Annotated in this window: 16 protein-coding genes and 1 pseudogene; 8 read left to right on the forward strand and 9 right to left on the reverse strand. The window is 70.9% G+C overall.

Going from position 1 to position 21,518, the window contains the following annotated elements:
- Positions 1-389 (reverse strand): annotated as a pseudogene (locus tag ABZV94_RS08075) (hypothetical protein); the annotation flags it as partial.
- Between the two features lie 178 nt (positions 390-567).
- Between ABZV94_RS08075 and ABZV94_RS08080 the strand changes: the two are divergent.
- Both ABZV94_RS08080 and ABZV94_RS08085 read left to right on the forward strand, forming a co-directional pair.
- A complete protein-coding gene (locus ABZV94_RS08080; protein WP_356338402.1) occupies positions 568-1,572 on the forward strand; it encodes a RecB family exonuclease in 1,005 nt (334 codons plus the stop codon).
- A gap of 53 nt (positions 1,573-1,625) precedes the next feature.
- A complete protein-coding gene (locus ABZV94_RS08085) occupies positions 1,626-2,297 on the forward strand; it encodes a response regulator transcription factor (RefSeq protein WP_014671700.1) in 672 nt (223 codons plus the stop codon).
- Positions 2,298-2,379: 82 nt separating this feature from the next.
- Here the strand turns inward: ABZV94_RS08085 and ABZV94_RS08090 are convergent, their stop codons facing one another.
- The 4 genes from ABZV94_RS08090 to metH all read right to left on the reverse strand — a co-directional run bounded on the left by ABZV94_RS08090 (position 2,380) and on the right by metH (position 10,479).
- Positions 2,380-3,960, reverse strand: a complete 1,581-nt coding sequence (locus ABZV94_RS08090) for an ABC transporter substrate-binding protein (protein ID WP_356338404.1) — start codon at positions 3,958-3,960, stop codon at positions 2,380-2,382.
- Between the two features lie 99 nt (positions 3,961-4,059).
- Positions 4,060-5,664, reverse strand: a complete 1,605-nt coding sequence (locus tag ABZV94_RS08095) for an ABC transporter substrate-binding protein (protein WP_356338407.1) — start codon at positions 5,662-5,664, stop codon at positions 4,060-4,062.
- A gap of 435 nt (positions 5,665-6,099) precedes the next feature.
- The gene (locus ABZV94_RS08100; RefSeq protein ID WP_356338409.1) at positions 6,100-6,801 is read right to left on the reverse strand and encodes an HAD family phosphatase; all 702 of its coding nucleotides are present in this window, start codon (positions 6,799-6,801) and stop codon (positions 6,100-6,102) included.
- A gap of 165 nt (positions 6,802-6,966) precedes the next feature.
- Complete coding sequence (gene metH, locus ABZV94_RS08105) at positions 6,967-10,479, reverse strand: methionine synthase (protein ID WP_356338411.1); 3,513 nt, start codon at positions 10,477-10,479, stop codon at positions 6,967-6,969.
- 281 nt (positions 10,480-10,760) lie between these two features.
- Here metH and ABZV94_RS08110 point away from each other — a divergent pair, with 281 nt between their 5' ends.
- The 6 genes from ABZV94_RS08110 (at position 10,761) to ABZV94_RS08135 (ending at position 17,905) form a co-directional block, all read left to right on the forward strand.
- Positions 10,761-11,525, forward strand: a complete 765-nt coding sequence (locus tag ABZV94_RS08110; protein ID WP_103812382.1) for an IclR family transcriptional regulator — start codon at positions 10,761-10,763, stop codon at positions 11,523-11,525.
- Positions 11,526-11,905: 380 nt separating this feature from the next.
- Entirely contained in the window at positions 11,906-12,700 is a 795-nt protein-coding gene (locus ABZV94_RS08115; RefSeq protein ID WP_356338413.1) for an MIP/aquaporin family protein, read from the forward strand.
- Between the two features lie 91 nt (positions 12,701-12,791).
- Entirely contained in the window at positions 12,792-14,330 is a 1,539-nt protein-coding gene (gene glpK / locus ABZV94_RS08120; protein WP_356338415.1) for a glycerol kinase GlpK, read from the forward strand.
- A gap of 48 nt (positions 14,331-14,378) precedes the next feature.
- Positions 14,379-15,995: a glycerol-3-phosphate dehydrogenase/oxidase gene (locus ABZV94_RS08125; protein ID WP_356338416.1), complete on the forward strand. Its 1,617-nt coding sequence runs from the start codon at positions 14,379-14,381 to the stop codon at positions 15,993-15,995.
- 176 nt (positions 15,996-16,171) lie between these two features.
- Positions 16,172-16,843 (forward strand): FadR/GntR family transcriptional regulator, encoded by a 672-nt coding sequence (locus ABZV94_RS08130; protein WP_103812378.1) that lies wholly within the window; start codon positions 16,172-16,174, stop codon positions 16,841-16,843.
- 141 nt (positions 16,844-16,984) lie between these two features.
- Positions 16,985-17,905, forward strand: a complete 921-nt coding sequence (locus tag ABZV94_RS08135; RefSeq protein ID WP_356338419.1) for a PAC2 family protein — start codon at positions 16,985-16,987, stop codon at positions 17,903-17,905.
- A 103-nt stretch (positions 17,906-18,008) separates the two neighbouring features.
- Here ABZV94_RS08135 and mshC read toward each other — a convergent pair whose 3' ends face one another.
- The 4 genes from mshC to ABZV94_RS08155 all read right to left on the reverse strand — a co-directional run bounded on the left by mshC (position 18,009) and on the right by ABZV94_RS08155 (position 21,495).
- Positions 18,009-19,238 carry a cysteine--1-D-myo-inosityl 2-amino-2-deoxy-alpha-D-glucopyranoside ligase gene (gene mshC, locus ABZV94_RS08140; RefSeq protein ID WP_356338421.1) on the reverse strand — a complete coding sequence of 410 codons (1,230 nt, stop codon included), beginning with the start codon at positions 19,236-19,238 and terminating at the stop codon, positions 18,009-18,011.
- A 92-nt stretch (positions 19,239-19,330) separates the two neighbouring features.
- Positions 19,331-20,155: an SCO1664 family protein gene (locus ABZV94_RS08145; protein WP_356338423.1), complete on the reverse strand. Its 825-nt coding sequence runs from the start codon at positions 20,153-20,155 to the stop codon at positions 19,331-19,333.
- A complete protein-coding gene (locus ABZV94_RS08150; RefSeq protein ID WP_103812375.1) occupies positions 20,119-20,709 on the reverse strand; it encodes a DUF3090 domain-containing protein in 591 nt (196 codons plus the stop codon). The genes ABZV94_RS08145 and ABZV94_RS08150 overlap by 37 nt, the downstream gene beginning before the upstream one ends.
- Positions 20,710-20,808: 99 nt before the next feature.
- Positions 20,809-21,495, reverse strand: coding sequence for a histidine phosphatase family protein (locus ABZV94_RS08155; protein ID WP_356338425.1), 687 nt, complete (start codon positions 21,493-21,495; stop codon positions 20,809-20,811).
- Between the last annotated feature and the right edge of the window lie 23 nt (positions 21,496-21,518).

Genomic DNA, 21,518 nt, shown 5'->3' on the forward strand with positions numbered 1-21,518 from the left:
GCGTCGCCGTGGTGCGTGGGGCCCGGGCTGGACCCGGGGGTCTCGTCGGGGGCCTGGTGCTGCGGGGCGCGGGGGTCCGGCTCGGTGGGGGCCCCGCCACCGGGCGCGCCGTCCTCGCTGGGCGTGCGAGCCGCGCCGGGCGTGGTGGGCGCCTCTGCCGTGGGGGGCGCGTCGGGCGTGTCGGTGGCGGTGCCGTGCGTGCGGTCGTCCGTGCCGCGTCCTCCGCCCGTGCCGCTGCCGGCCGCCGGCCGGTCGGCGGGGCGCGGAGGTGCGGGCTCCGGGCCCGGCTGCTCGGTGGGTCCGGTCCCCGGGGCCGTAGGGTCAGCGGAGTGCTCGGCCGGCTCGTCGTTGCCGGACCGCGGCTGCCCGCTCCCGCCGCTCACGTCCACGGTGTCCCCTCGTTCGAAGCGTCTTCCGCACCTGCCGGACGGAAGGGTCTCCTGTCGATGGTATGCGGCCGTGGTGGCACGTTTCGCCCCGGCACCCCCCGTGTTCGCCCCGACGTCGCGTGGCCGACGCGGGCGGCGGCCGGGTCACTGTCAGTGGTGGGCCGTAAGGTCTGTGGACATGGACAGCAGCATCGAGGAGTCGGCGGCCCAGCCGGGCGGCGCCGTGCAGACGCCCCCGGCCACCCCACCCCGGACGCCGGACGCGGCGATGCCTGCGGCGACGGAACCGGCCGGGGAAGCGGCGCCGCAGACGGCCCCGGCCCCGGCCCCGGACGGCACGGGCGAGGAGCGGAGCGCCGTCGCGCCGACCTCCTTGTCGCCCTCCCGGGCCAGTGACTTCATGCAGTGCCCGTTGCTGTACCGGTTCCGGGTGATCGACCGGCTGCCGGAGAAGCCGAGCGAGGCGGCGACGCGGGGCACGCTGGTGCACGCCGTGCTGGAGCGGCTGTTCGACGCGCCCGCCGGGGAGCGGACCGCGCCGCGCGCCAAGGCGCTGATCCCGGGGCAGTGGGACCGGCTGCGCGAGAGCCGCCCGGAGGTGACCGAGCTGTTCGCCGACGATCCCGAGGGGGAGCGGCTGGCCGGATGGCTGGCCGAGGCGGAGCGGCTCGTGGAGCGCTGGTTCACGCTGGAGGACCCGACGCGGCTGGAGCCGGCCGAGCGCGAGCTGTTCGTGGAGGCCGAGCTGGAGTCGGGGCTGCGGCTGCGCGGCATCATCGACCGGGTGGACGTGGCGCCGACCGGCGAGGTGCGGATCGTCGACTACAAGACGGGCAAGGCTCCCCGCCCCGAGTACGCCGAGGGCGCCCTGTTCCAGATGAAGTTCTACGCCCTGGTGGTGTGGCGGCTGAAGCGGGTCGTGCCGCGCCGGCTCCAGCTCGTCTACCTCGGCAGCGGGGACGTGCTGACGTACGACCCCGTCCTCGCCGACCTGGAGCGGGTGGAGCGCAAGCTGCACGCGCTGTGGGAGGCCATCAAGCAGGCCACGCAGACCGGGAACTGGCGGCCCCGGCCCACCAAGCTGTGCGGCTGGTGCGACCACCAGGCGCACTGCCCGGAGTTCGGCGGCACTCCCCCGCCCTACCCGCTGCCGGTCTCGGCGCCCGGGTCCGGGACCGTGTGAACCAGGAAACGCGGGCAGGGCAGAATGGGGCCGGACTAGCGAAGGAGTGTCACGTGGCCATCCGCGTCCTACTGGTCGACGACCAGCCCCTGCTGCGCACCGGTTTCCGGATGATCCTGGAGGCCGAGCAGGACATCGCGGTCGTCGGCGAGGCCGGTGACGGCCTTCAGGCCCTCGACCAGGTGCGTGCTCTGCAGCCGGACGTCGTGCTCATGGACATCCGGATGCCGCGGATGGACGGCGTGGAGGCCACCCGGCAGATCACCGGGCCCGGCCGGGACGGCCCGGCCAAGGTGCTGGTCCTGACGACGTTCGACCTGGACGAGTACGTGGTGGAGGCGCTGCGCGCAGGGGCCAGCGGCTTCCTGCTCAAGGACGCTCCCGCCAACGAGCTGGTGCAGGCGATACGGGTGGTCGCGGCCGGCGAGGCCATGCTCGCGCCGAGCATCACCCGGCGACTGCTCGACAAGTACGCCACGCACCTGCCCTCCGGTGAGGAGCCGGTGCCGGACACCCTGCACACTCTCACCGACCGCGAGGTGGAGGTGCTGAAGCTGGTGGCCCGCGGGCTGTCCAACGCCGAGATCGCGGCCGACCTGTTCGTCAGCGAGACGACCGTGAAGACGCATGTGGGCCACGTGCTCACCAAGCTGGGGCTGAGGGACCGGGTGCAGGCCGCGGTGTACGCGTACGAGAGCGGTCTGGTGCGCCCCGGCGCGCAGTAGGCCGGCAGGACGGCGAAGGGCGCCCCTCCCGTGTGGGAGGGGCGCCCTTGGCGTACGGGGGGGTCGGCCCGCGTGCGGGCGGTCAGCCCTTGCTGAGTTCCCAGAACCGGAACACCGTCGAGGCGTCCAGGCAGTACTCCAGGCCGTAGACGCCGTCACGGACGACGGCGTACTGCTTGGCCTGCCAGACCGGCAGGACGGGCAGTTCGTCGGCGACGATGTCCTGGAGCCTGCCGAAGTCCTTGTCGGTCGCCGCGCGGTCGCTCTGCGCGGCCGTTGCGGGGATGAGGGACTTGGTGATGGTGCGGTTGGCGTAGTTGTTGCCCAGCACGTTGTCCTTGCCGAAGAACGGGGCGGTGAAGTTGTCGGCGTCCGGGTAGTCCGGGACCCAGCCCTTCACGTACACGCCGTACTTGCCGGCGGCGATGTCCTTCTCGTACCGCTCGTAGGGGACGGACCGCACGTCGGCGTCGAACAGGCCGCTGGCGTTGAGCTGGGCGGCGACGGCCTTCAGCTCCTCGTCGGTGGCGGGGCCGTACCGGGACGGCGTGGACCACAGGGTGAGCCTGACCTTGCCGGTGACGCCGTCGGCGCGCAGCGCGGCGGCGGCCTTGTCCTGGGAGGGACGGGCGCCGTACCTGTCGAAGAACGCGGTGTTGTGGCCCACGATGCCCGCCGGGATGATCGAGTACAGCGGGGTGGCGGTGCCGTCGTACACGTCCTTGACGAGGGCGTCGCGGTCGAGGAGGTAGGCGATGGCCTTGCGGACGCCGGCCTTGCCGGCCACCGGGTCCTTCATGTTGAAGACCAGGTGCTGGACCTCCGCGCCGGTGCCCTCGATGACGTCGACGCCCTTGCTGTCGGCCCCCTGGTCGAGGTCGGCGATGTCGGAGGCGGCCAGGCCCCGGTAGGCGATGTCGACGTCGCCGTCGAGGAGGGCCTTGCGCAGGGCGGTCCGGTCGCCGTGGAAGAACTTCAGGGTGACACCGGAGTTCTTGACCTCGGCGGTGCCCTGGTAGTTGTCGTTGACCGAGAAGACCGCCTGGTCCTTGTCGAAGGAGTCCAGCTTGTAGGGGCCGGAGCCGACGGCCTGGTGGTCGGTGCGCAGGCCGTTCGCGTCGTACTGGCGGTGGTCCACGATGGAGCCGGCGCCGGAGGCGATCTTGCTGGGGAAGGTGGCGTCGGGCACCTTGAGGCGGAAGACGGCCGTTCTGGCGTCCGGTGTCTCGACCCTGTCGAGCATGGGGAACATGATGGCCGGACCGGCGGGGTCGTCGATCTTCAGCATGCGGTCGAAGGAGAACTTCACGTCCTCGGAGGTGAGGGCGTCACCGTTGCTGAACTTCAGGCCGTCCTTCAGCTCGCACTGGTAGACCATGGCCCGGGTGTCGGTGAAGGCGCACTGCTTCGCCAGTTCGGGCTGGGGTTCGGTCGCCCCCTTGGGGAAGCCGAGCAGCGACTGGAAGACGTTGTTGAACAACAGCCAGGAGCCGGGGTCGTAGCCGGATGCCGGGTCCGTGGCGAGGACGTCGTCGGACATCCCCATCACCACGGAGGAGCCGGTACCCCCGGAATCGCCGGTCTCGGAGCCGCAGCCGGTCAACAGGCCGGAGGCCAGCCCCGCCACGATGGGCAGAACTGGCCACTGGTTGCGCAGGTTCACGTGCACTGTGCCTTGTCGTCGGTTCGTCAGCCCGGGACCGCCGTCCCTGGTCCCGGGCCCCGGGGCCGTTTCGTCCTCGGCCCCGGGTGCGGAGAGCCGTCAGCCGCTCACACCGCGGCCGAGCTCCCACAGCTGAAGCGTCGAGGAGGAGTTGAGGGCGTAGGCCACGCCCGTGACGTCGTCCCGTGCGGCGACGTACTGCTTGCCCTGCCACAGCGGCAGGATCGGGACGTCATCGGCGACGAGGTCCTGGATCTCGGTCAGGCTCTTGGAGGCGCTGAGCCGGTCGGCCTCGCGGCGGGACTGCGGGATCAGCGTGTGCTGGATGGTGCCGTTGCTGTACGGCGAGCCGAGGGTGTTGTCCTTGTCGAGGAAGGGCGCGATGAAGTTGTCCGCGTCCGGGAAGTCGGGGAACCAGCCCATGCCGTAGACGTCGTACTGGCCCTTCTGCTCGGCGGGCCGGAAGGTCTTCCAGAGGTGACCCTGGATGGAGACGTCGAACAGGCCGCTGTCGTTGAGCTGCTTCTGCAGCACCTCGAACTCCTGCTTGGTGGCCGAGCCGTAGTGGTCGGTGGTGTAGTGCAGGGTCAGCTTGACCGGGGTGGTGATGCCGGCCTTGGTGAGCAGCGACTTGGCCTTGTCGACGCTGGGGTTGCCGTACTTGTTGAAGAACGAGTTGGAGTGGCCGGTGACGGTGGCCGGGACCAGCGAGTACAGCGGCTCGGCCTGGGTGCCGTAGACCTTGGAGACCAGCTCGCCGCGGTTGATCAGCTGGGCCATCGCCTGGCGCACGGCCTTGGACTTGACGGTGGGCGCGTCGGTGTTGAAGGCCAGGTAGCGGATCTCCAGGCCGGGCATGTCGACCAGGTCGACGTTCTCGTCGGTGCCGGCGTCCAGCTTCTGGATCTGCGCGGGCGACATGGTGCGGGTCATGACGTCGATGTCACCCTTGTCGATCGCGGCGCCCATGGCGTCGGCGTCGGTGAAGGAGCGCAGCTCGACCTTGTCGTTGTTGACCGTCACGCCGCCCTTGTAGGAGGGGTTCTTGGTGAAGGTCGCGTCGACGATCGCGTTGTCCTTGACGTCGGCCTTGAAGGTGTACGGGCCGGAGCCGTCGATGTCGAAGCCGTCCCGGAGCTTGTCCTTCGGGTAGTCCTTGGGGTTGATGATGCCCGCGACCGGGGTGGACAGCTTGTACGGGAAGGTGGCGTCGGCCGTCTTCAGGTGGAAGACGACCTCGCGGTCGCCCTGCGTCTCGACGGTGTCGATGGTGTTCAGCAGGGCGGCCGGACCGCCGGCGACGTTGATGCGCAGCGCGCGCTCGATGGAGTACTTCACGTCCGCGGCGGTCACCGGGTCGCCGTTCGCGAACTTCAGGCCCTCCCGCAGCTTGCAGGCGTAGCGTTCGCTGCCGCTGTCGGTGAAGGAGCAGCTCTCGGCGGCGTCCGGAACGGGGTCGCCCTCGCCCTTGGGCTGGGCCATCAGGGTCTGCACGGTCTGGCGCAGGATGTTCCAGGTGCCGACGTCGTAGGCGTAGGCCGGGTCGAGCGGCGCGGGGGCTTCCTTGGTGGCCGTGAACTGGTCCGTGGTACCGACGACGATGGCGTCACCGCTCTTGCTCCCGCTGTCGGATCCGCCGCACGCGGCGAGAACCGGGGTGAGCAGGCCGGCCACCGCCGGCAGCACCAAAGTCTTGCGGTTCATGCGGGAGTTTCTCCAGAGCTGTTCGGGTCCGTGTATCCGGCATGCAGGGGTGACGCGGCGGATCACGGGGGGGGTTCTCGGCGATGTTGTCGCGACGAGATTAGTCCGCGCCCGCAGCGGGGTTCGCAACCGCGTAAGTTACTTCCCATCACACAGTGGAACCGGCCGCGGACAGACCGAAAACCCGACAGCGGCAGGATTAGTGCAGCTTCCCATCAATCAGGACACAAGGTCGTACGGAAACACCCCGGCCAGGGCGGGTAAGCACACTTGGCCAACTTTGTCGAGCCCACGGGGCGTGGGGAACGTCACACCCCCAACTGTGCGGCCAGTCAGTGGAATTCGGCCGCACCGCCCCTGGCGAATTCCCCTCGGGTGTACTTCCCCGGAAATGTGTCCAGCGCCGCCAATGCGCTTAACACGCTGGGTGAACGGCTAGCGCATTTCCGTCATCAGGCCGCGCAGAAATGCCAGGTCGACCTCTTCCAGCGAGGAGACGACGGTGCGCCCCTCGGCCGGGCCGATGGGGGCCACGGAGGGGACGGCGACCACCCGGCAGCCCGCGGCCTCGGCGGCGGCGACGCCGGTGGCCGTGTCCTCGACCACCGCGCATCTGGCCGGATCCGCACCGAGCCCGGCGGCGGCGAGCAGATACGGGTCCGGGAAGGGCTTGGTGCGGGAGACCTCGTCACCGGCGACGGAGAGGGCGAAGTGGTGCGGCCCGAGCACGGTGAGCACCCGGTCGATGACGCGCCGGTGGGAGGCGGAGACCAGGGCCGTGGGGATGCCGTGCAGGTGCAGTTCCGCGAGCAGCCGGGCGGCGCCCGGCATCAGCGGCAGGGTCCGGCCGATCCGGTCCTCGAAGCCCTCGTTGAGCAGCACGCTGAGTTCCGCGAGGGTGATGTCGGCACCGGTCGCCTCGATGAGGAAACCGGCGCTGCGGGTCATGGGGCCGCCGACCACGACGTGCCGCCAGGACTCGTCGAGGGTGTGACCGAGGGCGGCGAAGACCTCCACCTCGACGTCCCACCAGAAGCCCTCTGTGTCCACCAGGGTGCCGTCCATGTCGAGCAGCACCGCCTGCAGGGCGGAGCCTTCGGCCGTACGGGTTCCGAGCGCGGGGACCGTACTGGTCATCCGTGCGCACCTCCTTGAGGGACGACCAGGCCGGTTCCCGGACGGGGAACCGGCCTGCAGTGGACCGACCAGTGTACGACTTGTCCGATCAGTGTGCTGGGTGAGACACACGTCACCGGGTGCCGGGGGGGCGCACACGGCTGGGCGCGCGGGGCCGGGCAGCCGTCACCGTGCGTTGAAGTACTTCGCCTCCGGGTGGTGGATCACGATCGCGTCCGTGGACTGCTCGGGGTGGAGCTGGAACTCCTCGGACAGGTGGACACCGATCCGCTCCGGCTCCAGCAGCTCCGCGATCTTGGCGCGGTCCTCCAGGTCGGGGCAGGCGCCGTAGCCGAGGGAGAAGCGGGCGCCCCGGTACTTCAGGGCGAACATGTCCTCGATCGCGGCCGGGTCCTCGCCGCCGAAGCCGAGTTCGGCCCGCACGCGGGCGTGCCAGTACTCGGCGAGGGCCTCGGCCAACTGGACGGACAGGCCGTGCAGTTCCAGGTAGTCGCGGTAGGCGTTGGACTCGAAGAGCTTGGCCGTCTCCGCGCCGATGCGCGAGCCGACGGTGACGACCTGGAAGCCGACGACGTCCGTCTCGCCCGACTCCTCCGGGCGGAAGAAGTTGGCCAGGCACAGGCGCCGGCCGCGGCGCTGGCGCGGGAAGGTGAAGCGGGTGCGCTCGTTGCCCTGTTCGTCCAGGACGATCAGGTCGTCGTCCTTGGACACGCAGGGGAAGTAGCCGTAGACGACGGCCGCCTCCAGGAGGTTCTCGGTCTGGAGCCGGTCGAGCAGGCCGCGCAGCCGGGGCCTGCCCTCGGTCTCGACGAGTTCCTCGTAGGTCGGGCCCTCGCCGGTGCGGGCCTGCTTCAGGCCCCACTGGCCCTTGAACAGCGCGCCCTCGTCGAGCCAGCTCGCGTACTCCTTGAGCTGGATGCCCTTGACGACCCGGGTGCCCCAGAACGGCGGCTCGGGGACCGGGTTGTCGGTGGCGACGTCGGAGCGGACGTGGCCCTCCTCCGGGCGCTCCTCGATCTCCACGGCGGCGGCCCGCACCCGGCGCTGCCGCAGCTCGGGCAGCTTCGCCCCGGGCACGCCCCGCTTGACGCCGATGAGGGCGTCCATCAGGCGCAGGCCCTCGAAGGCGTCGCGGGCGTAGCGGACCTCGCCCTCGTAGATCTCGTGCAGGTCCTGCTCGACGTAGGCCCGGGTGAGGGCGGCGCCGCCGAGGATGACCGGGAAGCGGGCGGCGAGGCCGCGCTGGTTCAGCTCCTCCAGGTTCTCCTTCATGATCACCGTGGACTTGACCAGGAGCCCGGACATGCCGATGACGTCGGCGCCGTGCTCCTCGGCCGCCTCCAGGATCGCGGAGACCGGCTGCTTGATCCCCAGGTTGACGACGTTGTAGCCGTTGTTGGACAGGATGATGTCGACGAGGTTCTTGCCGATGTCGTGCACGTCGCCGCGCACGGTCGCGAGCACGATCGTGCCCTTGCCCTCGGCGTCCGACTTCTCCATGTGCGGTTCGAGGTGGGCGACGGCGGCCTTCATGACCTCGGCGGACTGGAGGACGAACGGCAGCTGCATCTGGCCCGAGCCGAACAGCTCGCCGACGACCTTCATGCCGTCCAGCAGGGTGTCGTTGACGATGTCGAGCGCGGGGCGGTCCTGGAGCGCCTCGTCCAGGTCGGCTTCCAGGCCGTTGCGCTCGCCGTCGATGATGCGGCGCTTGAGCCGCTCCTCCAGCGGCAGCGCGGCCAGTTCCTCGGCCTTGCCGGCCTTCAGGGACTTCGCCGTGGCGCCCTCGAAGAGCTGCATGAGCTTCTGGAGGGGGTCGTAGCCCTCGCTGCGGCGGTCGTGGATCAGGTCGAGGGCGGTCTGGACCTCTTCCTCGCTGAACCGGGCGATCGGCAGGATCTTGGAGGCGTGGACGATCGCCGAGTCCAGGCCCGCCTTGACGCACTCGTCGAGGAAGACGGAGTTCAGCAGGATGCGGGCGGCCGGGTTGAGGCCGAAGGAGATGTTGGACAGGCCCAGCGTGGTCTGCACCGCCGGGTGGCGCCGCTTCAGCTCGCGGATCGCCTCGATGGTGGCGATGCCGTCCTTGCGGGACTCCTCCTGACCGGTGCAGATGGTGAAGGTCAGGGTGTCGATGAGGATGTCCTCCTCGCGGATGCCCCAGTTCCCGGTGAGGTCGGCGATCAGCCGTTCGGCGATCTCGACCTTCTTCTCCGGGGTGCGGGCCTGGCCCTCCTCGTCGATGGTGAGGGCGATCAGGGCGGCGCCGTGCTCCCGCGCCAGCCGGGTGACCTTCGCGAACCGGGAGTCGGGGCCGTCGCCGTCCTCGTAGTTCACGGAGTTGATCACCGCGCGCCCGCCCAGCTTCTCCAGGCCCGCCTTGATGACGTCGACCTCGGTGGAGTCCAGGACGATCGGCAGGGTGGAGGCGGTGGCGAAGCGGCCGGCCAGTTCCTCCATGTCGGCGACGCCGTCCCGGCCGACGTAGTCCACGCACAGATCGAGCATGTGCGCGCCCTCGCGGATCTGCTCCCGGGCCATCTCCACGCAGTCGTCCCAGCGGCCCGCCAGCATGGCCTCGCGGAACTTCTTGGAGCCGTTGGCGTTGGTGCGCTCGCCGATGGCCAGGTAGGCGGTGTCCTGGCGGAACGGCACCGACTGGTAGAGGGAGGCGGCCCCCGGCTCGGGGCGCGGGTCGCGCTCCTGCGGGGTGAGACCCTGGACGCGCTCCACGACCTGGCGCAGGTGCTCGGGGGTGGTGCCGCAGCAGCCGCCGACGAGGGAGAGGCCGTAATCGCGTACGAAGTTCTCCTGGGCGTCCGCCAGGCCCTCGGGGCCGAGCGGGAAGTGGGCGCCGTCCTTGGTGAGGATGGGCAGGCCGGCGTTCGGCATGCACAGCAGCGGGATGCGGGAGTGCCGGGTGAGGTAGCGCAGGTGCTCGCTCATCTCGGCCGGGCCGGTCGAGCAGTTCAGGCCGATCATGTCGATGCCGAGCGGCTCCAGCGCGGTGAGCGCGGCGCCGATCTCGGAGCCCAGCAGCATGGTGCCGGTGGTCTCGAAGGCCATCGAGCAGAGCAGGGGGACCTCGGTGCCGAGGCGCTCCATGGCGCGGCGGGCGCCCAGGATGGAGGCCTTGGTCTGGAGCAGGTCCTGGGTGGTCTCGACGATCAGGGCGTCGGCGCCGCCGGTGAGCAGGCCCTCGGCGTTGGCCTGGAAGCCGTCCCGGATGGTGGTGAACCCGATGTGGCCGAGGGTGGGCAGCTTGGTGCCGGGGCCGATGGAGCCGAGGACCCAGCGGGGCCGGCCGTCGCGGGCGGAGAACTCGTCCGCGGTCTCCCGGGCGATGCGGGCGCCGGCCTCGGAGAGTTCATGAACGCGGTCGGCGATGTCGTACTCCGCCATGGCCGCGTGGTTGGCCCCGAAGGTGTTCGTCTCGACGCAGTCGACGCCCACGGCGAAGTAGGCCTCGTGGACGGAGCGGACGATGTCGGGGCGGGTGAGGTTGAGGATCTCGTTGCAGCCTTCGAGGTTCTGGAAGTCCTCGAGGGTGGGCTCCTGGGCCTGGAGCATCGTGCCCATGGCTCCGTCGGCGACCACCACTCGGGTGGCGAGTGCCTCGCGGAGCGCGGACGCACGGGTCCGGCTGTCGGCGGAAGGGGACGTTGGCGACGAGGCCATGTAAGGGCTCCCTGGAGTGCGACGGCTGTCGGCTATGCGGATGCCCGGACCGGCCGGGTTGCCGCACGGCGCCAGAGTAACCGGGAGTCGGCTTGGATGGGCAGCGGCGTCCACGAGGCGGACTCGAGTGACCCGGGTGCCACGCACAGGTCACGTGTGATGTAACAGGTGCCGACCGACCATTAGCGGGAGGTCGGCATGGACCGGTAGTGTTCGACATTGCCGAACGGTGATTTCCACACGGCACCGGGGCAGTCGAAGGGGACGGAGGCAGGACGGCGATGGCACGGAACATCCAGTCGCTCGAACGGGCGGCGGCGATGCTGCGGCTGCTCGCGGGCGGCGAGCGGCGGCTCGGCCTGTCGGACATCGCCTCGTCGCTGGGCCTCGCCAAGGGCACCGCCCACGGCATCCTGCGCACCCTCCAGCAGGAGGGCTTCGTCGAGCAGGACGACGCCTCCGGGCGCTACCAGCTGGGCGCGGAACTGCTGCGCCTCGGCACCACCTATCTCGACGTGCACGAACTGCGCGCGCGGGCGCTGGTGTGGACCGACGACCTGGCCCGGTCCAGCGGGGAGAGCGTGTACCTGGGCGTCCTGCACCAGCAGGGCGTCCTGATCGTGCACCACGTCTTCCGGCCCGACGACAGCCGGCAGGTGCTGGAGATCGGGGCCATGCAGCCGCTGCACTCCACGGCCCTGGGCAAGGTGCTCTCCGCCTACGACCCGGTCGCGCACAGCGAGGCGCTGGACACCGAGCGGAAGGCCTTCACGGACCGCACGGTGTGCGACCCCGGCGACTTCGAGCACCTCCTCGACGTCACGCGCGCGCGTGGCTACGCGGCCGACGTGGAGGAGACCTGGGAGGGCGTGGCGTCGATCGCCGCGCCCATCCACGACCGGCGCCGGATGCCCGTGGGCGCGGTCGGCATCACCGGCGCCGTGGAGCGGCTGTGCCGGGAGGGCGAGCTGCGCCCCGAGCTGATCGCGGCGGTGCGCGACTGCGCCCGCGCGGTCTCCCGCGACCTGGGCGCCGGGCGGTTCTGACCGCCGGCGCGAGCGGGGAACGGCCGGCGCGAGCCGGGAACGGCCGGAAGGACTGCGACGACCGGGATGCCAGGCGGCGTTCCGGTCGTCGATCTACCCTGAAATCGACAAAAACGGATAGATCGTACGTCCGTGCACGAACGTTGATAACGCGCAGCGATCAATAACGATCCTGTTTTCGATAACAGAACCCTTGACGCACGTGTAACGCCGAAGCGAGACTCCCGTCCATCGGTCGGCATTGTCGAACACCTTCCGGCAATACGCGCTAGAGTGTGACAACGCCAAGGGCCGGCATCGCTCTCACCCCCGAGGGCGCCAGAACCCCCGCTGGGACCGGGGTTCGGCTTACCCCTGGACGAAGGACAAAGGAGTCGCGGGTGTCCAGCTCCGACATCTTCATCGGCGAGACCATCGGTACCGCCATACTCATCCTGCTCGGCGGTGGCGTCTGCGCCGCCGTCACCCTGAAGGCCTCCAAGGCCCGTAACGCCGGCTGGCTCGCCATCGCCTTCGGGTGGGGCTTCGCCGTCATGACGGCCGTATACATCTCCGGACCCCTGTCCGGCGCCCACCTCAACCCGGCCGTCACCGTCGCCCTGGCCATCAAGGACGGCGACTGGAGCAACGTTCCGACCTACTTCGCCGGCCAGCTGCTCGGCGCGATGATCGGCGCGGCTCTGGTGTGGGTCACCTACTACGGCCAGTTCTACGCGCACCTCACCGACAAGGAGATCGTCGGCGGTCCGGGCGCACAGGCCACCACGGCCAAGGCCGTGGAAGCCCAGGAGCAGGGCGCCGGCCCGGTCCTCGGCATCTTCTCCACCGGTCCGGAGATCCGGAACGCCGTGCAGAACCTCGCCACGGAGATCATCGGCACCGTGGTCCTGATCCTCGCGGTCCTCACCCAGGGCCTGAACGACAAGGGCAACGGCCTCGGCGTCCTCGGCGGTCTGATCACCGCCTTCGTGGTCGTGTCGATCGGTCTGTCGCTCGGCGGCCCGACGGGCTACGCGATCAACCCGGCCCGCGACCTGGGCCCGCGCATCGTGCACGCCCTGCTGCCGCTGCCCAACAAGGGCGGTTCCGACTGGAGCTACGCCTGGATCCCGGTGGTCGGTCCGCTGATCGGCGGCGCCATCGGCGCGGGCATCTACAACGTCGCCTTTGCCTGAGAAGCCTCTTGAGAAGCCTGACGAAGCACCGAGTCTTCGAGCACGCGCCGTACGTACAGCCCCCTCACCACGGACCTTTCAGGAGCACACAGTGACCGACGCCCACACCGCAGGCCCGTTCATCGCGGCGATCGACCAGGGCACGACCTCCTCCCGCTGCATCGTCTTCGACCGGGACGGCCGCATCGTCTCCGTCGACCAGAAGGAGCACGAGCAGATCTTCCCGAAGCCGGGCTGGGTCGAGCACAACGCCAACGAGATCTGGACCAACGTCCAGGAAGTCGTCGCCGGCGCCGTCGCCAAGGCGGGCATCACCCGCGACGACATCAAGGCCATCGGCATCACCAACCAGCGCGAGACCACCGTGCTGTGGGACAAGAACACCGGTGAGCCCGTCCACAACGCCATCGTCTGGCAGGACACCCGCACCGACGCGCTCTGCAAGGAGCTGGGCCGCAACGTCGGCCAGGACCGCTTCCGCCGCGAGACGGGCCTGCCGCTGGCCTCCTACTTCGCCGGGCCCAAGGCCCGCTGGCTGCTCGACAACGTCGAGGGCCTGAAGGAGCGCGCCGAGGCCGGTGACATCCTCTTCGGCACCATGGACACCTGGGTCATCTGGAACCTGACCGGCGGTGTCAACGGCGGCAAGCACGTCACCGACGTCACCAACGCCTCCCGCACCCTCCTCATGAACCTGCACACGATGCAGTGGGACGAGAAGATCTGCGAGTCCATCGGCGTACCGATGCAGATCCTGCCCGAGATCCGCTCCTCCGCCGAGGTCTACGGCGAGATCACCGGCGGAAAGCTCGGCGAGCTGCTGGGCGGCATCCCGGTCGCCTCCGCGCTCGGCGACCAGCAGGCGGCCCTGTTCGGCCAGACCTGTTTCTCCGAGGGCGAGACCAAGTCGACCTACGGCACCGGCACCTTCATGGTGATGAACACCGGCAGCAAGATCATCAACTCCTACGCCGGTCTGCTGACCACCGTCGGCTACAAGATCGGCGACCAGCCGACGGTCTACGCCCTGGAGGGCTCGATCGCCGTCACCGGCTCGCTGGTGCAGTGGATGCGCGACCAGATGGGCCTGATCTCCACCGCCGCCGAGATCGAGACGCTCGCGCTCTCCGTCGAGGACAACGGCGGCGCCTACTTCGTGCCGGCCTTCTCCGGCCTGTTCGCCCCGCACTGGCGCTCCGACGCCCGCGGTGTGATCGCCGGCCTGACCCGGTACGTCACCAAGGCGCACCTCGCGCGCGCCGTCCTGGAGGCCACCGCCTGGCAGACGCGGGAGATCGCCGACGCCATGGTCAAGGACTCCGGCGACGAGCTGGTGACCCTGAAGGTGGACGGCGGCATGACCGCCAACAACCTGCTGATGCAGACCCTCGCCGACGTCCTCGACGCACCGGTGGTGCGCCCGATGGTCGCCGAGACCACCTGCCTCGGCGCCGCGTACGCCGCCGGTCTCGCCGTCGGCTTCTGGAACAGCACCGACGACCTGCGCGCCAACTGGCGGCGGGCCGCCGAGTGGACCCCCCGCATGGACGCGGAGACCCGCGCCCGTGAGTACAAGAACTGGCTCAAGGCCGTCGACCGGACCATGGGCTGGCTCGAAGACGAGAGCTGAGCGGCCCTTCCCGGCTCAGCCATCTCTGACGAGGAGTAAGTACCCGACATGACCAGTCAGTCCACCCTGCAGACCGTGCCCGCCCTGGGGACGCACCCGGCTTCCGGCTCCAACCCGAGCCGGGCCGAGACCAGGGAGCAGCTCGCCAAGGCGTCGTACGACCTTCTTGTGATCGGCGGCGGCATCCTGGGCATCTCCACCGCCTGGCACGCCGCGCAGTCCGGCCTCAGGGTGGCGCTGGTCGACGCCGGCGACTTCGCCGGCGCCACCTCCTCCGCCTCCTCCAAGCTGCTCCACGGCGGTCTGCGCTACCTGCAGACCGGCGCGGTGAAGCTGGTGGCGGAGAACCACTTCGAGCGCCGTGCGGTCTCCCGCCAGGTGGCCCCCCACCTGGCGAACCCGCTCACCTTCTACCTCCCCGTGTACAAGGGCGGGCCGCACGGCGCGGCGAAGCTCGGCGCGGGCGTCTTCGCCTACTCCGCGCTCTCCGCGTTCGGCGACGGCGTCGGCCACCTGCTCTCCCCCGCCAAGGCGGCGCAGGACGTGCCCGAGCTGCGCACCGAGAACCTCAAGGCCGTGGCCGTCTACGGCGACGACCAGATGAACGACGCCCGCATGGCGCTGATGACCGTCCGCGCGGCCGTCGAGGCGGGCGCGGTCGTCCTCAACCACGCCGAGGTCACCGGGCTGCGCTTCACCCGGGGCCGGGTCACCGGCGCCGACCTCAGGGACCGGCTGTCCGGCGAGGAGTTCGGCGTCAACGCCCGCCTGGTGCTGAACGCGACCGGCCCCTGGGTCGACCACCTGCGCAGGATGGAGGACCCGAACGCGGCCCCGTCCATCCGCCTGTCCAAGGGCGCGCACCTGGTCCTGAAGCGGACGTCTCCGTGGAAGGCCGCGCTCGCGACCCCCATCGACAAGTACCGCATCACCTTCGCCCTCCCCTGGGAGGACATGCTGCTGCTCGGCACCACCGACGAGGAGTACGAGGGCGACCCGGCGGATGTCGCGGTCAACGACAAGGACATAGCCCAGATCCTGGACGAGGCCGCGTTCTCCGTCCGGGACCAGCAGCTCCAGCGCGACCTCATCACCTACGCGTTCGCCGGTCTGCGGGTGCTGCCGGGCGGCCCCGGCGACACCGCCAAGGCCAAGCGCGAGACCGTGGTGACCGAGGGCAGGGGCGGCATGCTGTCCGTCGCGGGCGGCAAGTGGACGACGTTCCGCCACATCGGCCGGACGATCATGAAGAAGCTGGAGGCGCTGCCGGGTCACCCCCTCGGCGACGACTTCGAGCCGATCTCCTCGCTGCCGAAGAAGCTGCCGCTGCCCGGTGTCGCCAACCCGCGCGCGGTCGCCCACCGCCTGCTGGTCGACGGCCCGGCGCCCGGCCCGCGCATGGCCGCCGACACGGCCAGGCACCTGGCCACCCACTACGGCTCCCTGGCCTTCGACATCGCCCGCCTGGCGAACGAGAACCCGGAGCTGGCCGAGCGCGTCCACCCCGACGCCCCGGAGATCTGGGCGCAGGTCGTCTGGGCCCGTGACCACGAGTGGGCCGAGACGCCGGACGACGTCCTGCGCCGCCGCACCACGCTGACCATCCGGGGCCTGGCCACGGACGAGGTCCGCGCCAAGGTCCAGGACCTGCTGGACAAGAAGTAGCGAGCGGGCCGGGTCCGGCCGGACGGGATCCGGAAGGCACAGCGGAAGGGGCGGCCCCACGCCGACGGGGCCGCCCCTTCCGCTTCCCCGCGCGCCCGGAACGCGCTCTTCGGCCCCCGGCCGCCGCCGCATAATGTGCTGAGACATCCGATGTCTGGGGCGACAGGAGGCCGGCCGTGGCAGTCACCGACGAGGCGATCGAGAAGATCAAGGGGATGATCGTCTCCGGTGCGCTGCGCCCGGGCGACCGGCTGCCGAAGGAGAGCGAGCTGGCCGCCGAGCTGGGCCTGTCCCGCAACTCCCTGCGGGAGGCCGTACGCGCCCTGTCGCTGATCCGGATCCTCGACGTGCGGCAGGGCGACGGCACCTACGTCACCAGCCTCGATCCGCAGCTGCTGCTGGAGGCGATGAGCTTCGTCGTGGACTTCCACCGCGACGACACGGTGCTGGAGTTCCTCGCGGTGCGCCGGATCCTGGAGCCGGCCGCGACCGCGCTGGCGGCGCCCCGGATCGACCCGGGGCAACTGGACGCGCTGGAGGCCCAGTTGGACGCGCTGGGCGCGGAACCGTCCGTGGAGCAACTGGTCGCGGCCGACCTGGAGTTCCACCGGAGCATCGTGCAGAGCGCCGGGAACTCGGTGCTGTGCTCCCTGCTGGACGGGCTGTCGGGGCCCACCACGCGGGCCCGGATCTGGCGGGGCCTCACCCAGGAGGACGCGGTCGGCCGCACCCTGCGCGAGCACCGGGCGATCCTCGGCGCGCTGCGCGACCGGGACGCGGAGGCGGCGCGCTCCTGGGCGACGGTGCACATCGCGAGCGTGGAGCAGTGGCTGCGGTCCACGCTGTGAGTTCGGCTGCTCACGCGTGTTCCTCGGCGGCGAACGGGGCAGTGATCCGTTCACTCCCCCACGCAAGGGGGCTGCGGGCGCCCCCGCCGGACGCCGTAAGGTTGGTGGGTCAAGCGAGGGCACGTCGGAAGGAGGCACTGGGTGATCGAGCTGGAGGGGGTTCCCGAGCTGATCGACCCAGTCATGGTGGCCGCGTTCGAGGGCTGGAACGATGCCGGCGACGCCGCCTCCGCGGCGGTCGCGCATCTGGAACGCGAATGGAAGGGCGAGGTCTTCGCGGCGCTGGACGCCGAGGACTACTACGACTTCCAGGTGAACCGCCCCACGGTGTTCATGGACGGCGGTGTGCGCAAGATCACGTGGCCCACGACCAGGTTGTCGGTGGTCCGCGTCGGCGGTGAGAAGCCGCGCGACCTGGTGCTGGTCCGGGGCATCGAACCATCCATGCGCTGGCGGTCGTTCTGCAACGAGCTGCTGGGCTTCGCGCACGAGCTGGGCGTGGAGCTGGTGGTCATCCTGGGCGCCCTGCTCGGTGACACCCCGCACACGCGGCCGGTGCCGGTCAGCGGGGTGACGTCGGACCCGGACCTGGCCCGGCGCATGGACCTGGAGGAGACCAAGTACGAGGGTCCGACGGGCATCGTCGGCGTCCTACAGGAGGCGTGCACGCACGCGGGCGTCCCGGCGGTCTCCCTGTGGGCGGCCGTACCGCACTACGTCTCCCAGCCGCCCAACCCCAAGGCGACGCTGGCGCTGCTGAACCGTCTGGAGGACCTGCTCGACCTGCGCATCCCGCAGGGGGAGCTGCCCGAGGACGCGCGGGCCTGGCAGGTGGGCGTGGACCAGCTGGCCGCCGAGGACAGCGAGGTCGCCGAGTACGTCCAGACGCTGGAGGAGGCCCGGGACACCGCGGAGCTGCCGGAGGCGTCCGGTGAGGCGATCGCCCGGGAGTTCGAGCGGTATCTGCGGCGCCGGGACGTGGGCCCTCCGGGCGGGAAGCCGAGGCCTCCGGCCGGTGGCGGGGGCCCCAGGGAGGACGACGAGGACGGCCCGGAGGACTGAGGCCGCGGAAACCCGAGGGTACGGAAGGGGCGGTTCCCGTGTCGGGAACCGCCCCTTCCGTGTGGTGCCGGCGCGCTACGGGGGTGCCGCGGCAGGCCGTCGCTCAGAGAGCCACGCCCAGCAGCGCGTCCACCGCGCGCGTCACCAGGCCGGGGGCGCCGGTGTCGGTGCCGCCCTCCTGCTCCTGCCGGGCCGCCCACCGGTCCACCGCGGCCAGGGCGGTCGGGGCGTCCAGGTCGTTCGCCAGGGCCTCGCGGATCTCCTCCACGAGCGCGTCGGCGGACGGCCCGTCGGGGCGGGAGACGGCCGCGCGCCAGCGGCCGAGGCGGGCGACGGCGTCCTGGAGGACCTGGTCGGTCCACTCCCAGTCGGCGCGGTAGTGGTGGGCGAGGAGCGCGAGACGGATGGCGGCGGGGTCGACGCCGTCACGGCGCAGCGTGGAGACGAAGACCAGGTTGCCCTTGGACTTCGACATCTTCTCGCCGTCCAGGGCCACCATGCCGGCGTGCACGTAGGCCTTGGCCATGGGGAACTCGCCGGTGAGCACCTGGGCGTGCGAGGCGCCCATCTCGTGGTGCGGGAAGGCGAGGTCGGAGCCGCCGCCCTGGACGTCGAAGCCCATGCCGAGATGGTCGAGGGCGATGGCCACGCACTCGATGTGCCAGCCGGGCCGGCCCCGGCCGAGGGAGCCGCCGTCCCAGCTGGGCTCGCCGGGCCGGGCCGCCATCCACAGCATCGGGTCGACCGGGTTCTTCTTGCCCGGGCGGTCCGGGTCGCCGCCGCGCTCGGCGGACAGCAGCCGCATGGCGGCGGCGTCGAGGTTCGAGACCTTGCCGAAGTGCGGGTCGGACTCGACGGAGAAGTAGATGTCACCCTCCAGCTCGTAGGCCGCGCCGAGGTCGCGCAGCCGTTCCACGAGCGGGACGATGCCGGGTATCGCCTCGACGGCGCCTATGTAGTGCCGCGGCGGGAGCATCCGCAGGGCGGTCATGTCCTCGCGGAAGAGGGCGGTCTCCTTCTCGGCGAGGGCGACCCAGTCGACGCCGTCCCGGTCCGCCCGCTCCAGCAGCGGATCGTCGACGTCGGTGACGTTCTGGACGTAGTGGACCTGCCGCTTGGTGTCGAGCCACACGCGCTGAACCAGGTCGAACGCGTTGTAGGTCGCCGCGTGACCCATGTGGGTCGCGTCGTACGGCGTGATGCCGCAGACGTAGATGCGGGCGACGGGACCGGGGTCGAGGGTGACCAGGCCGCCGGTCGCGGTGTCGTGGATCCTCAGGTCGCGGCCCTGACCAGGCAGGGCGGGGACCTCGGAAGCGGGCCAGGCATGCATGTACATGAGCCTAACCGGCCCCGAGCTGCGGATACGAACGGGATGCGGCGGATGGCCGGATCCGCGGTCTTGCACCTCGGTGCCGGATGTGCTCACACCGGCGGCCAGGGGATGGCCGGCCACTCCCCGCTCGGTTCCGGATGCACGCCCGAGGTGAGCAGCGCGTCGACACGCGCGCGCGTGGCGTCGATCTCCGCGGCGGTGATCAGCGCGGCCAGCCGCCGGCCCAGCTCCCCCTCCAGGCCGTCCCGCAGCCCCTTGAGGACCTCGACGGCCTCCGGGCTGAGGGGTTCCCCGGCCCAGCCCCACAGCAGGGTGCGCAGCTTGTTCTGGACGTTGAAGGTGACGCCGTGGTCGATGCCGTAGAGCCGGCCCTCGGCGGTGGGCAGCAGATGACCGCCCTTGCGGTCGGCGTTGTTGATCACCGCGTCCAGGACGGCGAGCCGGCGCAGCCGCTCGTCGTCCGCGTGCACGAGCAGCGCGGTGCGCCCCTCACCGACCTCGGCGAACCCGATCGCCTTCCAGCCCGGCTCCGGCTCCTCGCCGTCGACCAGGGCGAGCAGCTCCGCCTCGGGGTGGACGTCGATCCACAACTGGCACATGCCCTCGCCGTACGGCCCGTCACGCAGGACGGTGGGCGGCACCAGCCCCCAGCCGGTGGCCTCGGAGACCTCGTAGGCGGCCACCTCGCGGCCCGCCAGGGTGCCGTCCGGGAAGTCCCACAGGGGGCGTTCCCCGGCCACCGGCTTGTACACGCAGGAGGCTTCCAGGCCGTCCAGGGCGACCGTGCAGAACAGCGCCGCGTTGGACGCCTCGCGGATCCGGCCGCGCACGGTCAGCTCACCCCGCGCGAGCAGCTCGGCGGGGGTCGGGCCGGCCGTCACGCTCCGCGGCGGTATCCGTTCTGGCGCGGACATACGTGTCCTTCCGGGTCGAGCGGGAGGCTGCACAGCGGGCACGGTGGCCGCCCGGCGTTGACGATGTCGAGGGCGCGTTTGGCGAAGGCCCGGGCCTGCGCGCCGGTCAGCCGGACCCGCAGCATCGGGGGTCCGTTCTCCTCGTCCTGGAGCAACCGCTCCTCGGCCTCGGCCAGGTCCTCCTCGGTGTCGGCTTCCAGCTCCACGAGGGCCTGTGCCTCGACGATCATGCGCTGTTCCTCGCCGTCCCAGGCCAGGGCCATGGTGCCGACGCGGAACTCCTCCTCGATGGGGGTCTCCAGCGGTGCGGTGTCGGCGATCTCGGAGGGAGCCACGGCAGGGACCGCGGCGCTGCCGCCACTACGGCGTACGACCTCGTCGAGCAGTTCGTCCATGCGCTCGGCGAGCGCGGCGACCTGGGTCTTCTCCAGGACCACGCTGGTCACCCGGGGGCCTGCGGTGGCCTGGAGGAAGAAGGTACGGCGCCCGGGCAGTCCGACCGTGCCGGCCACGAAGCGGTCCGGCTGGTCGTAGAGGAACACCTGACGGGACACGTCCTGTCTCCATTGATGTCGTGGTTTCGAGCGTTTCAGCGGTGCGGGCCGTGCGGACACGCGATGGGGTGGATCGCTTCACCCTACTGCGGCCGACGATCACGGTGCGCCCGCACCACCCCCGACCGGTGCGTCGCCGTCACCGGGTTCCTCGCGCGGGGCGAGCGAAGCGAAGTCGCCGGTGTCGCCGAGGCGGACGAGGAAGGGCCGCAGACGGGTGTAGCGGATCGCGGTGACGGAACAGGGCTCCACGGAGATCCTCTGGAAGAGATCGAGGTGAAGTCCGAGGGCGTCGGCCACGAGCGACTTGATGATGTCGCCGTGGGAGCACATCAGGTAGACCGCGTCGGCGCCGTGCTCGCGCTCCACGCGCGCGTTCCACTCGCGTACGGCCTCGGCGGCACGGGTCTGCATGGCCCGCATGGACTCCCCGCCGGGGAAGGCGGCGGCCGACGGGTGGGCCTGGACGACCTCCATCAGCGGCTCGTCCTTCAGCTCGGCCAGCTTGCGGCCGGACCAGTCGCCGTAGTCGCACTCCCCGATCCGCTCCTCGGTGTGGACGGGCAGGCCGGGGCGGGCCTCCAACAGCGGCCGTACGGTCTCCTGGCAGCGCTGGAGGGGGCTGGTGACGACCTCGGAGAGCGGCAGGCCGGCGAGCCGTGCGGGCAGCGCGGCGGCCTGCGCGGCGCCGCGCTCGTCCAGGGCGACGCCGGGCGTCCGCCCGGCGAGCAGACCCGAGGTGTTGGCGGTGGAACGTCCGTGCCTGACGAGGATCAGCGTGGGCATGCGGACCAGGGTAGGCGCATGAA

This window comes from Streptomyces sp. NPDC004658, assembly GCF_040609555.1.
GTDB lineage: Bacteria > Actinomycetota > Actinomycetes > Streptomycetales > Streptomycetaceae > Streptomyces.

What these genes read in the sequence shown, in the direction of transcription:
- ABZV94_RS08080 (WP_356338402.1), top strand. Translation starts at nt 568, where the DNA reads ATGGACAGCAGCATCGAGGAGTCGGCGGCCCAGCCGGGCGGCGCCGTG.
- ABZV94_RS08095 (WP_356338407.1), bottom strand. Translation starts at nt 5,664, where the DNA reads ATGAACCGCAAGACTTTGGTGCTGCCGGCGGTGGCCGGCCTGCTCACC.
- ABZV94_RS08100 (WP_356338409.1), bottom strand. Translation starts at nt 6,801, where the DNA reads ATGACCAGTACGGTCCCCGCGCTCGGAACCCGTACGGCCGAAGGCTCC.
- metH (WP_356338411.1), bottom strand. Translation starts at nt 10,479, where the DNA reads ATGGCCTCGTCGCCAACGTCCCCTTCCGCCGACAGCCGGACCCGTGCG.
- ABZV94_RS08110 (WP_103812382.1), top strand. Translation starts at nt 10,761, where the DNA reads ATGGCACGGAACATCCAGTCGCTCGAACGGGCGGCGGCGATGCTGCGG.
- ABZV94_RS08125 (WP_356338416.1), top strand. Translation starts at nt 14,379, where the DNA reads ATGACCAGTCAGTCCACCCTGCAGACCGTGCCCGCCCTGGGGACGCAC.
- mshC (WP_356338421.1), bottom strand. Translation starts at nt 19,238, where the DNA reads ATGCATGCCTGGCCCGCTTCCGAGGTCCCCGCCCTGCCTGGTCAGGGC.
- ABZV94_RS08145 (WP_356338423.1), bottom strand. Translation starts at nt 20,155, where the DNA reads ATGTCCGCGCCAGAACGGATACCGCCGCGGAGCGTGACGGCCGGCCCG.
- ABZV94_RS08155 (WP_356338425.1), bottom strand. Translation starts at nt 21,495, where the DNA reads ATGCCCACGCTGATCCTCGTCAGGCACGGACGTTCCACCGCCAACACC.